13 protein-coding genes are annotated in these 14,802 nt (G+C 43.5%); 5 read left to right on the top strand and 8 right to left on the bottom strand.

The window, feature by feature from the left end:
* Positions 1–54: 54 nt before the first annotated feature.
* Positions 55–1,716 (top strand): phenylacetic acid degradation protein PaaN, encoded by a 1,662-nt coding sequence (gene paaN, locus ACOQOA_RS16230; protein WP_420549646.1) that lies wholly within the window; start codon positions 55–57, stop codon positions 1,714–1,716.
* A gap of 24 nt (positions 1,717–1,740) precedes the next feature.
* Positions 1,741–3,699, top strand: coding sequence for a 3-hydroxyacyl-CoA dehydrogenase NAD-binding domain-containing protein (locus ACOQOA_RS16225; protein WP_420549645.1), 1,959 nt, complete (start codon positions 1,741–1,743; stop codon positions 3,697–3,699).
* Here ACOQOA_RS16225 and ACOQOA_RS16220 read toward each other — a convergent pair.
* From ACOQOA_RS16220 to pcaF, 7 genes are read right to left on the bottom strand one after another with little or no spacing between them, the layout of a single operon-like run.
* Positions 3,696–4,310, bottom strand: coding sequence for a DapH/DapD/GlmU-related protein (locus ACOQOA_RS16220; RefSeq protein ID WP_420549644.1), 615 nt, complete (start codon positions 4,308–4,310; stop codon positions 3,696–3,698). The two genes, ACOQOA_RS16225 and ACOQOA_RS16220, sit on opposite strands and share 4 nt — an antisense overlap.
* Before the next feature lie 28 nt (positions 4,311–4,338).
* Complete coding sequence (gene paaE / locus ACOQOA_RS16215; protein ID WP_420549643.1) at positions 4,339–5,415, bottom strand: 1,2-phenylacetyl-CoA epoxidase subunit PaaE; 1,077 nt, start codon at positions 5,413–5,415, stop codon at positions 4,339–4,341.
* 20 nt (positions 5,416–5,435) lie between these two features.
* The gene (gene paaD / locus ACOQOA_RS16210) at positions 5,436–5,960 is read right to left on the bottom strand and encodes a 1,2-phenylacetyl-CoA epoxidase subunit PaaD (protein WP_420549642.1); all 525 of its coding nucleotides are present in this window, start codon (positions 5,958–5,960) and stop codon (positions 5,436–5,438) included.
* A gap of 18 nt (positions 5,961–5,978) precedes the next feature.
* A complete protein-coding gene (gene paaC, locus ACOQOA_RS16205) occupies positions 5,979–6,737 on the bottom strand; it encodes a 1,2-phenylacetyl-CoA epoxidase subunit PaaC (RefSeq protein WP_420549641.1) in 759 nt (252 codons plus the stop codon).
* Positions 6,737–7,021 carry a 1,2-phenylacetyl-CoA epoxidase subunit PaaB gene (gene paaB / locus ACOQOA_RS16200; RefSeq protein WP_420549640.1) on the bottom strand — a complete coding sequence of 95 codons (285 nt, stop codon included), beginning with the start codon at positions 7,019–7,021 and terminating at the stop codon, positions 6,737–6,739. Before paaB ends, paaC begins: the two co-directional genes overlap by 1 nt.
* Before the next feature lie 39 nt (positions 7,022–7,060).
* Complete coding sequence (paaA, locus tag ACOQOA_RS16195; protein WP_420549639.1) at positions 7,061–8,062, bottom strand: 1,2-phenylacetyl-CoA epoxidase subunit PaaA; 1,002 nt, start codon at positions 8,060–8,062, stop codon at positions 7,061–7,063.
* A gap of 16 nt (positions 8,063–8,078) precedes the next feature.
* Positions 8,079–9,284, bottom strand: a complete 1,206-nt coding sequence (pcaF, locus tag ACOQOA_RS16190; protein WP_420549638.1) for a 3-oxoadipyl-CoA thiolase — start codon at positions 9,282–9,284, stop codon at positions 8,079–8,081.
* A gap of 247 nt (positions 9,285–9,531) precedes the next feature.
* Here pcaF and ACOQOA_RS16185 point away from each other — a divergent pair, with 247 nt between their 5' ends.
* On the top strand, positions 9,532–10,461 hold the full coding sequence (locus ACOQOA_RS16185; protein WP_420549637.1) for a LysR family transcriptional regulator: 930 nt from the start codon (positions 9,532–9,534) through the stop codon (positions 10,459–10,461).
* Positions 10,462–10,651: 190 nt separating this feature from the next.
* Here ACOQOA_RS16185 and ACOQOA_RS16180 read toward each other — a convergent pair whose 3' ends face one another.
* Positions 10,652–11,908, bottom strand: a complete 1,257-nt coding sequence (locus ACOQOA_RS16180) for an alkaline phosphatase family protein (RefSeq protein ID WP_420549636.1) — start codon at positions 11,906–11,908, stop codon at positions 10,652–10,654.
* Positions 11,909–12,296: 388 nt separating this feature from the next.
* On the opposite strand from ACOQOA_RS16180, the gene ACOQOA_RS16175 reads away from it, so the two are divergent.
* Positions 12,297–13,724: a DUF4856 domain-containing protein gene (locus ACOQOA_RS16175; protein ID WP_420549635.1), complete on the top strand. Its 1,428-nt coding sequence runs from the start codon at positions 12,297–12,299 to the stop codon at positions 13,722–13,724.
* Between the two features lie 74 nt (positions 13,725–13,798).
* A complete protein-coding gene (locus ACOQOA_RS16170) occupies positions 13,799–14,791 on the top strand; it encodes a sterol desaturase family protein (protein WP_420549634.1) in 993 nt (330 codons plus the stop codon).
* Positions 14,792–14,802: the final 11 nt, after the last annotated feature.

The following is a 14,802-nucleotide window of genomic DNA, read 5'->3' as shown; positions in this document are numbered from 1 at the left end:
CACACAAAATATGAATCAATAAATAATATTGTGATACTTAATAGGGAGGACGTTATGTCCAGCTTCTTCGAAACACATCGTGCGACACTTGAAAAAGCCTTGGAAACAGCGAAAAATCGCGGCTATTGGTCTGCCTATCCAGAAATGCCGAGCGGCAAAATCTATGGCGAAACAGCCAAAGCCGATGGGCAAACGGCATTTGATAGCTATCGCAACGGTGATTTCAAAATCGAAGGACATCCGGAAGAAAACCGTGTTGGTGATGAATCCTCACCCTATGGCCTAGAGTTAAATATCAAATATCCAACGGCCTCTGTTGAAACACTCATGTCTGCATCTAAAGAAGCAGGCAAATCATGGGGTAAAGCCTCTATTGAAGAGCGTGTTGGTGTATGCCTTGAGATTCTGCATCGTTTAAACAAACGTAGTTTTGAAGTCGCCAATGCAGTGACCCATACAACAGGTCAGGCATTCATGATGGCCTTTCAAGCCGGTGGTCCGCATGCACAAGATCGTGGTCTTGAAGCTGTCACTTATGCTTATGATGAAATGAAACGTACCCCTGCCACCGCGATCTGGCGCAAGCCCGCGGGTAAAGATTCGGTTGATACGATGGAAAAAACATGGCGCATCGTACCGCGCGGTGTAGCGTTAGAAATTGGTTGTGCGACATTTCCCACATGGAATGGATATCCCGGTATTTTCGCAAGTTTAGCAACGGGCAACAGCGTAATCGTAAAACCTCATCCAAAAGCAATCTTACCATTGGCAATCAGTGTTTCCGTAGCTCGTGCTGTTTTGAAAGAAGCCGGTTTTAATCCAAACACAATCCTGCTTGCTGCGGATACACCTGACGCTCAAATCACTCAGGATTTATCTATCCATTCAGATGTTAAAATTATTGGTTTCACTGGCTCCAATGCCTTTGGCCAATGGTTACGTGACAACGCAAAACAAGCTGACATCTACACCGAAGAGGCTGGCGTGAATTCCATTGTGGTTTCCTCCACCGACAATTTCCGTGGTATGACAGGGAATATTGGCTTTTCTCTTTCCCTCTATAGTGGTCAGATGTGTACGGCCCCCCAAAATATCTATGTCCCAAAGAATGGTATTGAAACAGAAGACGGCCACAAAAGTTTCGATGAAGTTGCAGAAGGTATTGTGAAAGCAACCAATGGCCTTCTGAAAGATCCACAACGTGCCGCAGGTGTTTGTGGTGCGATCTCCAATGATAGCATAACAGATCGCGTAGCGACTTATGCCGATAAAGCAAAAATTCTTCGTGCCTCCACCCCTGTTGACGGACTAGATTCTGCGCGCACAGCTACCCCATTAATCTTGAAAGTGGACGCATCTAAATCCGACATCCATACAGAAGAGGCTTTTGGTCCGATTTCCTTTATTATCGCAACTGATGACACGACAGATGCTATTAATAATGCAGCCCATTTAGCGGCGACAAAAGGTGCGATTACTTCTGCCATCTATTCCACAGATGATGCGGTTTTAGATCAAGCATCGGACGCGTTTGGGGATGCAGGTGTGAATCTGTCTTGCAACTTAACAGGTGGGATTTTCGTTAACCAGTCTGCAGCTTTTAGCGACTTTCATGTTACTGGGGCAAATCCGGCGGGCAATGCCAGCCTGACAGATAGCGCATTTGTGGCAAAACGTTTCCGTGTCGTTGCAACCAGAAAACCTGTTGCGGCTTAAAACGTCCAATAAAGGAAAAGGCATATGGTTGTTTCCATTGAAAGACGCGATCACCTCGCCATTGTTAAGGTTGATAATCCGCCCGTGAATGCATTATCCGCTGCGGTTCGCAAAGGGTTATATGACGCGGCAAATGAACTGGATCAAGACGACACAATCGATCAAATCATCTTGATTTGTGAAGGCCGTACTTTCATTGCCGGAGCGGATATTTCCGAATTTGGAAAACCACCTCAAGAACCAACTTTACCAGAAGTTATTTCTGCTATTGAAAACAGTTGCAAGACTTGGATCGCAGCTATTCATGGCACGTCCCTTGGTGGCGGTTTTGAGATTGCCCTCGCCTGTACTTATCGTGTGATGGCAAGGGGTGCAAAAATCGGCCTGCCCGAAGTAAATTTAGGCCTCATTCCCGGCGCAGGTGGCACTATCCGGCTGCCTCGTCTTATCTGCGTCAGTAAAGCAACTGATATGATCACCAGTGGTAAACCAGTTAATGCCGACACTGCCATGCAGATGGGCGCATGCACCTATATCAGTGAAAATGACTTGTTAGAGGATACTGTTGCGTATGCGGCAATTATCAAAGATAAACTACATCCCCTCCCCTTAAAGGATCGTGATGTGATCGGGCCAAAACATGATCGTTTTTGGGATGAGAAAAAAGCTGAACTTCTTAAAAAGACCAAGGGGCAGGTATCCCCGCTTCGCGCACTTCAATCCATCAAGAATGCTTGCGAGCTGTCTTTTTCAGATGCCTTAGAACAAGAACGTCAAATTTTTATTGAATGCCGAAACAGTGCTGAATCCACAGCCTTACGTCATATGTTCTTTGCTGAACGCAAAGCAACAAATCCGGATTGGCTGGACAAGTCTTTAATAAAAGACTTAAAAAAAATTGCTGTCATTGGCGGTGGCACCATGGGCGCCGGGATTACCGTTGCTCTCCAAAATGCAGGTTATCAAGTCACCTTGGTAGAACGGGATCAAGAAAGCCTTGATCGTGGCATTTCCAATATCACAAAACTTTACCAAGGCAGCCTTAAGCGTGGCTTGCTAAATGAAAAAAAACTTCACGAAAATCTATCTAGCCTTGGGCAAGAAGTTGGATATAGCAATTTGAGCGATACGGATTTAGTAATCGAAGCTGTATTCGAGGATATGACCGTCAAGCAAACCCTTTTCAAAGAACTTGATAAGGTTTGCCGTAGTGACACAATCCTTGCAACCAATACATCCTACCTTGATCCAAATAAGTTTAGCGATGTGATATCCAATCCAGAACGGATGATTGGTATCCATTTTTTTAGCCCGGCCCATATTATGAAATTGGTTGAAGTAATTAAAACCGATCATACATCGGATGAGATTATTGCAACCGCCTTTGGCTTAGCGAAGAAGTTGCGGAAAATTCCGGTACTGGCAGGTGTCTGTGATGGTTTTATTGGTAATCGCATCCTCAAGACTTATCGTAAACAAGCAGAACAGCTTTTACTTGAAGGTTGTTACCCTAGCGAAGTTGATAAAGTTATGCGGAAATTCGGTATGTCGATGGGCCCATTTGAGGCACAAGACTTAGGCGGCCTAGATATCGCGTTTGCCCAGCGTCAGAATGCCGCCCAAAATGGGATGCCTGTCTATGCCCCTGTATCAGATGCGTTATGCGCGCTAAAACGTTTTGGTCAGAAAAGTCAGGGCGGCTGGTATGATTATGAGGAAGGTGATCGCACCCCTATTGCCAGCGATGAAGTTGCAAGTATTATTGAAACTTTGCGCCAAGATGGTGATGCTACCATCCAAGATTTTAGCGAAGAAGAGATACTGGATCGCATTCTATCTGCGATGCGTGCAGAAGGCGAAGCAATGCTCTCAGAAGGCATTGCCAAAGCTCCTGTTGATATCGACCTCGTCGAAGTATTCGGATTTGGTTTCCCACGCTGGCGCGGTGGCCTGATGCATTATGCTGAAAGTATAAAAAACTAATCTTCAACTTGATCTTTTGTCATATGCAAAGGTGTTGCCTTTGGCGCACGGACAGTTCGGCGCCCTTCTTCAATCTCAAATAAAGGTTCAACAGATTTCATCTTGGTGAAACTATCGCGAGCCAATTGTTGGTAAACAGAGGTACCTTCGGATTTCCACGCAATTTCTTTTTCAGAAAGCTCACGTAATACTTTTGCTGGTGACCCAACAATTAAACTATTTGCAGGACCATCAAAGTTAGCCTTCACAAAAGCCATCGCCGCGACGATAGAATTTTCACCAATCTTGGCGCCATCCATAATCACGCTATTCATACCAACCAGCGCGTTTCTGCCAATCTGACAGCCATGTAATACAGCCCCATGCCCAATATGACCGTCTTCTTCCACAATCATTTCCATATCAGGGAAGCTATGGGCCACACAAGTGTCCTGAAAGTTTGAACCTTCTCTTAAGATAATCCGACCGAAATCGCCTCGTAAAACACAATTAGGCCCTACATAAACATCTGGCCCAATAATCACATCCCCAATCACCACAGCCGTTTCATGCACATAAGCTTTGGGATCCACTACAGGGATCACATCGTCATAAGAATAGATTTTTGCCATGGAAGGAATGTTCTTTCAGATCGTTTCTTTATTGGTCGTAATCGACAACCACCTTATCGCTAACTGGATAAGATTGGCAACTTAAGACATAACCAGCGCGCACTTCGTAATCTTCCAGCGCATGGTTAGTATCCATTTCCACATCGCCTTCAATCACTTTGCATTTACAGGTAGAACATACGCCGCCTTTACAGGCATATGGCAGATCCATACCCGCATCCAAACCAGCCTCTAAAATAGATACAGCGTCCTTTGGCATTTCCACATTTCGCGATAGACCATCAATAATAATCGTCGCCTCAACCTTTGGCCCATCCTCGGCAATGGCCTTGTCATGCATTTTACCACCAGCACGGCTCGGTTTGGACGGTGCAAACAACTCAAACTTGATTTTGTCCTTTTCCAAGCCATGCTCTTTCAAGCTTTCAGAAATAGAAATCATCATTGGTTCCGGCCCACAAATAAAGGCCATATCCACATCATCCAGATTGATCCAACCATTAAACAGTTTCGCACATTTTTCTTTATCGATGCGCCCGTTGAATAATTCTATCTCTTGCGTTTCACGTTCCAATATATGAATCACACTCAGACGGCCTAGATAGGTATTTTTAAGGTCTTCCAATTCCTCACGGAACATAATGCTATGAGAATGCATATTACCGTAAAGCAACGTGAAATGACTGTTTGGTTCTTCATCCAGAACCGTTTTGATAATACTCATAAACGGGGTAATGCCTGATCCACCCGCAAAGCCGAGATAATGCTTCGTATCCCCTTTTGAAATCGGCGCATGGAAATTACCCATTGGCGGCATGGTCTCTAACACATCACCGGCCTTTAATTCATCATTAGCCCAAGAGGAAAAGACGCCACCTTGCACCTTCTTGATACCAACTTGAATGAAGGGAGACCCAACTTTTGAACAGATCGAATAAGAACGACGCAATTCTTCCCCATCAAATTCCTTACGAAAAGTTACATACTGTCCTTGGACGTAAGAAAACTCGTCCATATTTCCATTGGCCGCCTCCAAGGTTAGAACAACTGCATCACGTGTTTCTTGTCTGATATCAATAACTTTTAACGGATGGAATTTTGCCATGATCAAACTCCCCTTTGATCTTAAATACATTTGAAATAATCAAATGGTTCCAAACAGTCGTTACACTGATAGCTCGCCTTACAAGGCGTTGAGCCAAACCAACTGACACATTTCGTATTTGTTGAATTACATTTCGGACAAGCCATAGTTTCCGGCTGTCCTGTATTATCTTTACCTGTGATGCCACATGTGGTTTTATCACTTGGCGGGGCAATGCCATATTCACGTAGCTTGTCGCGACCTGCGTCACTTAACCAATCTGTGGTCCAAGCAGGTGAAAGGCGTGTTTCGATAGAAACTTTCTCAATCCCCTTATCGCGTAAGGCGGTTTCAATATCCATTGAAATCACACGGGTCGCCGGACAGCCTGAATAAGTTGGTGTTACCACCACTTTCAATTCATCATCTTGCCAAGCCACATCACGAACAATGCCTAAATCCACGACGGATACTACAGGCACTTCTGGATCAGGCACTTGGTTCAGCCAAGCCCAGATCAATGCTTCATCCGGTAAATTATGATTATGTGAGACTTCTACAGACATCGGACTTAATCCCTAACCTTACCAAGTCGCGCCCGGATAAGCCCGTTGCAAGAATTGCATATCTGCTAACAGATAGCCCATATGTTCTGTATGAGTGCCTGTTTTACCGCCTTGTTGGAACCATGCATTTTCAGGCTTCACCAATTTGGCTTCGGCAAAGAACTCATCCATGAAGCTATCCCATGTAGCTTTGATATCTGCCAAGCTTGGGGCAATACGCGCTGCAACCATCGCTTCATCCACGCTATCGGATTTAAACATCTCACCCGTATAAGGCCAAAGCAGATCAATCGCATCTTGCATACGGCGTTTGGATTCTTCGGTTCCATCGCCCATATGTAAACAAAGATTACGGCTACGTTCCAGATGGTATTTCGCTTCCTTCACTGCTTTTTCAGCAATAGCAGCAACCCGTTCATCAGAAGATTCTTTTAATGCCTGCAACATTGGTAAATGCCATGCATCAAATAACATCTGACGGGTTAAGGTTTGCGCAAAATCCCCGTTTGGCTGCTCAACCAATAAAAAGTTTTTGAAATCAAAAGCGTCACGTAAATAAGCTAGATTATCGGCCGTACGACCTTCACCTTCCACGTCACCAGCAAGACCTAACCAAAGCTGTGTCTGGCCAATAAAATCCAGCGCAATATTGGCAAGTGCAATATCTTCTTCCAAAATTGGCGCATGACCGCACCATTCGGAATTACGATGTCCGATGATGAGACAATTATCCCCCATCCGGCATAGAAATTTAAAGAGAGCGTCTTTGTCAGCCATCACATTGCACCCACTTCTTCAGGGATATCAAAGAATGTTGGATGACGATAAACTTTATCATTCGAAGGATCGAAAAGTGGCCCTTTCTCACTTGGTGCTGAAGCAGAAATATTTTTTGCTTCTACAACCCAGATACTCACGCCCTCATTACGTCGCGTGTAAACATCACGGGCATTATTAATTGCCATTTCAGCATCGGGTGCATGAAGGCTACCCACATGACGGTGAGACATCCCATGTTGACCGCGAATAAAGATTTCCCAAAGTGGCCATTCTTTTGACATTGTAACTTCCTCTCTGATCTCAAAATCAGGCGCGCTTGGTTAAGCTGCGTCCTGTTGTTGTTTTTTCTTGGCTGCTTTCTTTTCTGCATGGGCAGTTAGGGCATCACGGAACCATTCGCCGTCTTCCCATGCTTTCACACGAGCACCTAAGCGTTCTTTATTGCATGGGCCATTGCCGGAAATAACTTGATAGAATTCATCCCAATTGATCTCGCCATAATCATAGGATTGGCGTTCTTCATTCCATTTCAAATCAGGGTCTGGGATTTCAAGTCCAAGATATTCCGCTTGTGGTACAGTTTGATCGACGAATTTTTGGCGAAGTTCATCATTGGTGTTGATCTTAATTTTCCACGCCATGGATTGGGCTGAATGCACAGAATCTTTATCACTTGGTCCAAACATCATCAAAGATGGCCACCAGAAACGATTGATCGCATCTTGAGCCATTGCCTTTTGTTCTTTGGTGCCTTGGGCCATTTTTGTAATGAGGTCATAACCCTGACGTTGATGGAAACTTTCTTCCTTACAAATCCGGATCATGGCACGGGAATAAGGACCATAAGATGTACGTTGAAGTGGCACCTGATTCATAATCGCAGCCCCATCGACCAACCAGCCGATCGCTCCAATATCCGCCCAATTCAATGTTGGATAATTGAAGATGGAAGAATATTTCGCCTTACCGCTATGAAGCTGATCCAATAATTCATCACGTGACACACCTAGAGTTTCAGCCGCACAATATAAATATAATCCATGCCCGGCTTCATCCTGCACCTTTGCTAAAAGGATAGCCTTTCGTTCCAATGTCGGCGCACGCGTAATCCAGTTCCCCTCCGGTAGCTGCCCCACAATTTCAGAATGAGCATGCTGAGAAATCTGACGGATCAAGGTTTTACGATAAGCGTCTGGCATCCAGTCCTTTGGCTCAATCTTTACATCACGATCAATTTTATCTTGAAAGGCACGTTCTCCTGCATCCATCTCTTCACGGGATTTAACGCCTTTGCCATCTGTTTTTACCATTTGTGCATACATCTGTTTTCTCCCACATTCATGCGCGTTCAAGAACCAAGGCAATGCCCTGCCCCACACCAATACACATGGTGCAAAGAGCATAGCGCCCACCTGTTCGCATCAATTGATACATGGCCGTCGTTACCAAACGTGCGCCACTCATCCCTAATGGGTGACCAATGGCAATTGCTCCCCCATTCGGGTTTACGTGAGCTGCTGCTTCGTCAACGCCCAATTCACGAAGCACGGCTAAACCTTGAGCCGCGAAAGCTTCGTTTAGCTCAATAACATCCATCTGATCGATAGTTAGGCCTGTCTGTTTCAAAACTTTTTTTACAGCCGGCACAGGCCCAACCCCCATAACACGCGGGGCCACACCTGCGGTTGCCATGCCCAACACTTTCACTTTCGGTGTCAGACCATGAACCTTAATTGCATCTTCATCCGCCAACAAAAGAGCACATGCCCCATCATTAACCCCTGACGCATTTCCCGCTGTCACAGATAAATCAGGACCATTAATCCCACGCAACTTAGCAAGTTTCTCTACTTCTGTTCCCGGGCGTGGATGTTCGTCAGTAAAGACAACAACATCATCCCCACGACGTTGTGGAACCGAGACAGGAATAATCTCATCTTTAAACACACCTGCCTCATGTGCCCTCGCCCAACGCAATTGGGATTCCGCTGCAAAACGATCTTGATCTTCACGTGAGATATTAAAATCTTCCGCTACATTATCTGCAGTTTCAGGCATGGAATCTGTGCCATAAGCCCTATCAAGCTTATCATTCACAAACCGCCAGCCGATTGTCGTGTCGTAAACAGCATTGGCACGGCTAAACGCCACATCTGCCTTTGGCATTACAAATGGGGCACGAGACATACTTTCAACCCCCCCTGCAATTCCCAAAGAAATCTCACCAGATTTTATGGCACGGGAAATTGTACCAATTGCATCTAATCCTGAACCACAAAGCCTATTAATCGTTGCACCAGGTACTTCAATAGGCATCCCCGCCAGCAACGCAGACATGCGTGCCACATTACGATTATCTTCCCCTGCTTGGTTAGCACAACCATAGATCAAATCATCAACCTTTGACCAATCCACCTCAGGATTTCTATCCATCAAGGCTGTTAAAGGGATCGCCCCTAAATCATCAGTTCTAATTGAAGATAACGCACCGCCATAGCGACCAATCGGTGTTCTGATAGCATCGCATATAAATGCGTCTTTCATTTCGATCTCCCAATCCTTTAACAGGGCTCATCTCAAAATAATTAACCCCGCGTGACAAAAGTTTTTTCTTATCTGATTTCATTATAAATCACAAATTAATTAATTTTTCAATATTTTTTGTGATGCATTCAAAAATATCTATTACTAAACCTCTTTACTTAACATGAACGTGACCCAATAAGGCTTCCCAAATCAGGTATTTAGCCGTATACAGGCTGACATCTGCGATTAAGTCATGGTGAGAAACTTGGAACAGTTGAATAGAAATTTGCCTCCTCTGAACGCCTTACGTGCCTTCGAAGTGTCTGCACGTTTATTAAGTTTCACGCGCGCCGCGGAAGAGCTGAATGTTACTCAGGGCGCTGTAAGCCAGCATGTAAAACAGCTGGAAGAATATCTGGATACGCAACTCTTTATCCGTAAAGCTCGTAAGCTAGAATTAACTCAGGCAGGATTGGCTTATTTACCCACATTGACCGAAGCCTTTAATTGTATGCAAACCAGTACTGAACAATTATTCGGCTCAAAGAAGCGTACTTTATTAACGGTAAAATGCGGTGCCACCTTTATGCAACGCTGGCTTATGCCCAATCTTCCAGATTTTTACCAACATAATCCAGATATCAGTATTCGTTTAATGTCGACTGTCTGGCCCTCACAAAATGAAGTCGTCGACGCTGATTTGGAAATTTGTAATGGTCATGGTGAATGGACAGGCATGAAGATTGAACGCCTGACCAATGAGATTATGCAAGTTGTTGCCAGCCCTAAATTTCTGGAACTCTATCCTATCCATAATGATGCGATGAGAATTTCCCAACTTCCACTGATAAATGTCGTTGGGGAAAGGGAAACATGGCGTCACTGGTTTAGAAATCAAGGCATGCCGAACTTCATTCCCATGCCTATTTTGGAATGCGACACCAGTAATGTAGCTATTGAAGCAGCCTGCAACGATAACGGTTTATTGCTAACACGCAGTTTCTCCGCCCAAGACGCCTTAAAAGATGGCCGTCTTGTGATGGCCCATAAATATACAATGCCTTCGGATGGGGCCCATTATCTGGTGCTTCCAAATAAACTTCCGCTTCCAAAAGTGACAACATTCTGTGAATGGTTAAAAAAGCGTCTCATTCAAACTGGAATGGATTATTGTCAACTTCCGGAAAATAATTAATCGAGCAATTAAAAAAAATCCCGACAGCCTAACGACTGTCGGGAAGTCTCCGGATAATGATCTACTGCCGATTACTCAACAGCGATCTTATGCAAGCAATTAGGAAACTCTTAACTGCTATACATAATTCTTTTTCAAGAAATAGAGAGCACTTATGCCGCTCAATCTATCTCTCAAGAGTCTTCACCTCCTAGAAAATATCTAAGGATTGCGCATCCCAAGGGGTTTCAACCCCCAATAACTTAGCCATGGTTGGCGCAATATTAATGGTTTCAGCTACGGGCAATTTCTTTTTCGCCACATCAGGACCGGAGAAAATGCAGAAACGGAAATCATCCCAACGCCCCGGCCGCATCCCATGGTTAGATTTATATTTTGAAGTCCCAAACAAATCCGTGTTGCCATTTTTAGCATTTTCAAAACTAATGTCAGAGCCTTCCGGCACAACAAAGGTCAATAACTTATCTCTCAGATGTTCTGGATAATGGTCATTATTCCACAATTCGATACCGTTCTCTGTCATCTTAGATATTACAGTATCCGCCTGTGCTTGATCCTTTGGCGCAACTAATAAAACGCCACCTTCACTGGACCATTCAACATCCTCATCCAGCAGATTATCTACATACATACCTTTTTGCATGGCTGCATGACCGTGGTCCGCCAAGACCAGGAAGTTATAATCATCTAGAACACCAGCTTTTTCCATATGCTTGATCAAAGCGCCAACTTGTGCATCTGCAACACGGAAGGACAAATCAGTCATCAAATGATCGGTGCCAAATTTATGCATATAATAATCGGTTACACCAACTTCCGCGATCATCAGATCCGGTTGTTTCTCAGATGATGCAAAAGCAGCAACGATATCAAAAAATTGCTGATCGGCTAGCATACCTCTTTGCAGCATATATTCAGGATCCTCATCTGCCGGAATAATCACATCACGAAACAGACCTTTATCTTTTAATGCTTGCAAGCGACCTTCTGGATCAACAATACCTGACGCATTGATCCAGCTTTTATCAGATGGTGTCGGATTTTGGTCACGACCACGCACAATCATCTCATCCACCCACCACGGGCCATAATAAACACTACAATCTTCGGGTCTTACCATACCGTAACCAAGATTGACGACATCCAGCCCCTGTTTTGTGGCATAATGAGTTAACGATGGAGTGCGATAGTCATCCGGATTAGCCCAGCGGAACACACCTTCCGTCTCATCAAAAATCTTATTTCCGTAAATACCATGTTCTGAAGGCGGCGTACCATTAATAATGGAGGCACGGCCCGGCATAGACGTTCCGCACATTTCAGGACTCACACCTTCTATCTGCGTACCTTTTTCTGCCAACCAGTCAAGATTAGGCATGAATTTGCGGTGACGCTCAAACAAATCGGCGCTAATCCCATCAATCATGATCGTGATAAGTTTTGCCATGATCCCAACACATCCACTGTCTATTTTTATCGTGCGGAAACTTAAATCCGGTTGATGACAGTCTAATGACAGAAACCGAGGCGTTAAATAGAGAAATTCCATGGCTATGATTAGTTTTTCTAATGAAATTTTCTATCAACATACTAACCATTTGAAATAGTTATATAAAGATAAAATAAATATCATTTCATCTGCATCTAAAAAGCAACTATAAAAAGAACAAAAAATATCCATTCTCCAATAAGGTCAAAACCATACAAACTAAGGTTTTCACCACAGAAAAATGCGAATGCGAGTAATTCTTATTTTCTTGCTGTTATTTATGATGCGTGATAGATAGCATTTACATCAAATTAACTACCAATGAATAAGTTGTAGGATTAAAGACATGAAACTTTTGGTTAAATTAGGGGCTACAGCACTCTCTGTGTCATTGCTGTCTTCCACCGTTCTTGCCGGTGAGCCAGTATATTCCGGTTTCCCGGTAACAGTTAAAGGCTATGAAGGCGATAAAAAAACATCTGTTGCTTATACAGGTCAAATCGCACGTCAGGTTTTGCATGATTCTTTGAAAAAATTGGCTGGTAAAGGTAACGGCCAACCAAACGAAGAATTAAAAGCTCAGATGATGTCTTACTTTGAGGGTAAAGACGCAGGTCGTGCAATCATCGCGCCTAAAACCAAAGGTGATTTCATCATTGCTGAAACAGATGTTGATTCCATCAGTAAAAAGAAAAACCTAGCTGGTAAAACATATTCCGGCGTTGTAACAGGTATGCCAAATGGTATGACTGGTGCAGAACTTGTAACTTTCTGGATCGATAAAGCATCTTCTGCCAATAAAGGTGAAGATCTTAAAGCTGGTTACAATTACCCACAATTGATCTCCAAATTCTTGATGGGCGCGGTTATGTACAACCAAGCTGTTGATAATTATTTGGATGAAAAATTATCTGCCGATAAAAAACCAAATGACAAACCATATAAAGATGGCGCGTATTACACAGGTAAAGAGCATGCATGGGATGAAGCATTCGGCTATTTCGGTGCACCGGCTCATACATTGTCTCTTTCTCCAAAAGAAGTTTACGGCATCGCGAAACTTGGCAGCAAATCTGATGATCCTGTAAGTGTGTTGAAACTTGCCGACGCGAATGGCGATGGCAAAGTAAACATGAAATCTGAAATGGTGTTCGGTCCTGCATATTATGCTGCGGGTGCTGATAAAGGTGGTAAGTCTAACTACTTGCACACAATCACCAAAGCCTTCATCGATGGTCGTCAGTTGATCGCAGATGCAAATGGCGAAAAACTTACAGATGCACAACGTGACCAGTTGAAAAAATATGCATCTGTCATCGAAAGCAACTGGGAAAAAGTTTTAGCGGAAGCAACATTTAAATATGCGGGTTCCGTATATAAAGACATGCAAAAGCTTCAAACCATCAAAGAATCTGGTGGTGATGTAACAAAAGCCTGGAAAGCTTATGTGAAACATTGGGGTGAGTTGAAAGGCTTTGCTTTGGCGCTGCAAACAGGTCGTAACAACCTAGCTGCAACAGCAACTCAATTGAACCGTTTGATCGGTTACAGCCCATTGACATTGAACAATGAGCAAGTTTCCGACATCTCTGCAAATGGTGATTACCTAAGCGGTGAAACAATGGAATGGGGCATTTACATGCTTCATATGGCACGCGTCCAAAAATTGCTTGATGAAACATTTGGCTTGAAAGCTAAGTCTAATGACGTAACAGGCGAAATGGCTGCTTTGACAGATAGCTTGGGTGACGCACTTTCCGCTGAAACCGACTAATATCGTCATAAAATAGTTTAGAATCAGGCAGGTATTTTCTTTCAGAATTTACCTGCCTGTTCTATTTTACCGCCATGGAACTAGGATCATTTACAACTATACTTTGGGATGCAATCAGCCCGTTATTTTCACCACAGAAACGAATTTTTGTGGGATATCTTGCCGCGTCTGTTCCGCTAATCATCCTATATTGTTTAGTCTCTCGACAAAAAATTAAAAGCTTCTGGCAAAGTTTCTTTTCCAAAGATATCTGGTTCAGTAAATCTGCCCGATTGGATTATAGTATTTTCGTAATCAATCGTATTTTTATGCTGCTTATGGCGCCTATCCTTTTAACGAAACTGGCCGTCGCCACATATTTGTTTGAAGAATTTCACGTGATCTTTAACGGTCGACCTTCAGTTGCAGGCACCTTACCGGATTGGGCCGTTAGCTTGTCTTTTACATTCTTGATTTTTTTGTTTGATGATGCTTCCAAATATTGGTTACATCGCTTAATGCATCGCAATCATTTTTTATGGCAGTTCCATAAAATCCATCACGATGCGGAGAAACTTACCCCATTCACAGTCTATAGAATTCATCCTGTTGAAGCGCTTCTTTTCAGTGTCCGGGCTGTTCTTATTCAAGGTTTCGTGATTGCGCTTTTTATTTTCTTCTTCGGATTAAATGTGACCTTAATCGATATTTTGGGGGCTAACTTTATCATTTTCCTGTTCAACATTACCGGATCTAATTTACGCCATTCTCATGTTCGCATCACCTATGGAAACTGGTTAGAAAAACTCTTTATTTCGCCTGCGCAACACCAAATTCATCATTCCAACAATGTCAGACATTACGATAAAAACTTTGGTGTTGTCCTCGCCATATGGGATTGGTTGGGAGGAAGTCTAGTACTTGCCTCCAGCGCCCCGGAAAAAATCACTTTTGGCAATAAAAACACATCAAATAAGATACATAGCCTGTCTTATGCATATCTAGCGCCTTTTCAAGAATCCACCAAACGAATGATAAAGCTTTTATCACAGACTCTAAAAAAGAAATCAGTCAATAAATCGATATAGTTTCTAGATAA

The organism is Curvivirga sp. (assembly GCF_965219885.1).
GTDB lineage: Bacteria > Pseudomonadota > Alphaproteobacteria > UBA8366 > Aestuariispiraceae > Curvivirga.
The sequence above is the reverse complement of the archived record's forward strand: the minus strand, read 5'-3'. Positions and strand labels throughout refer to the sequence as shown.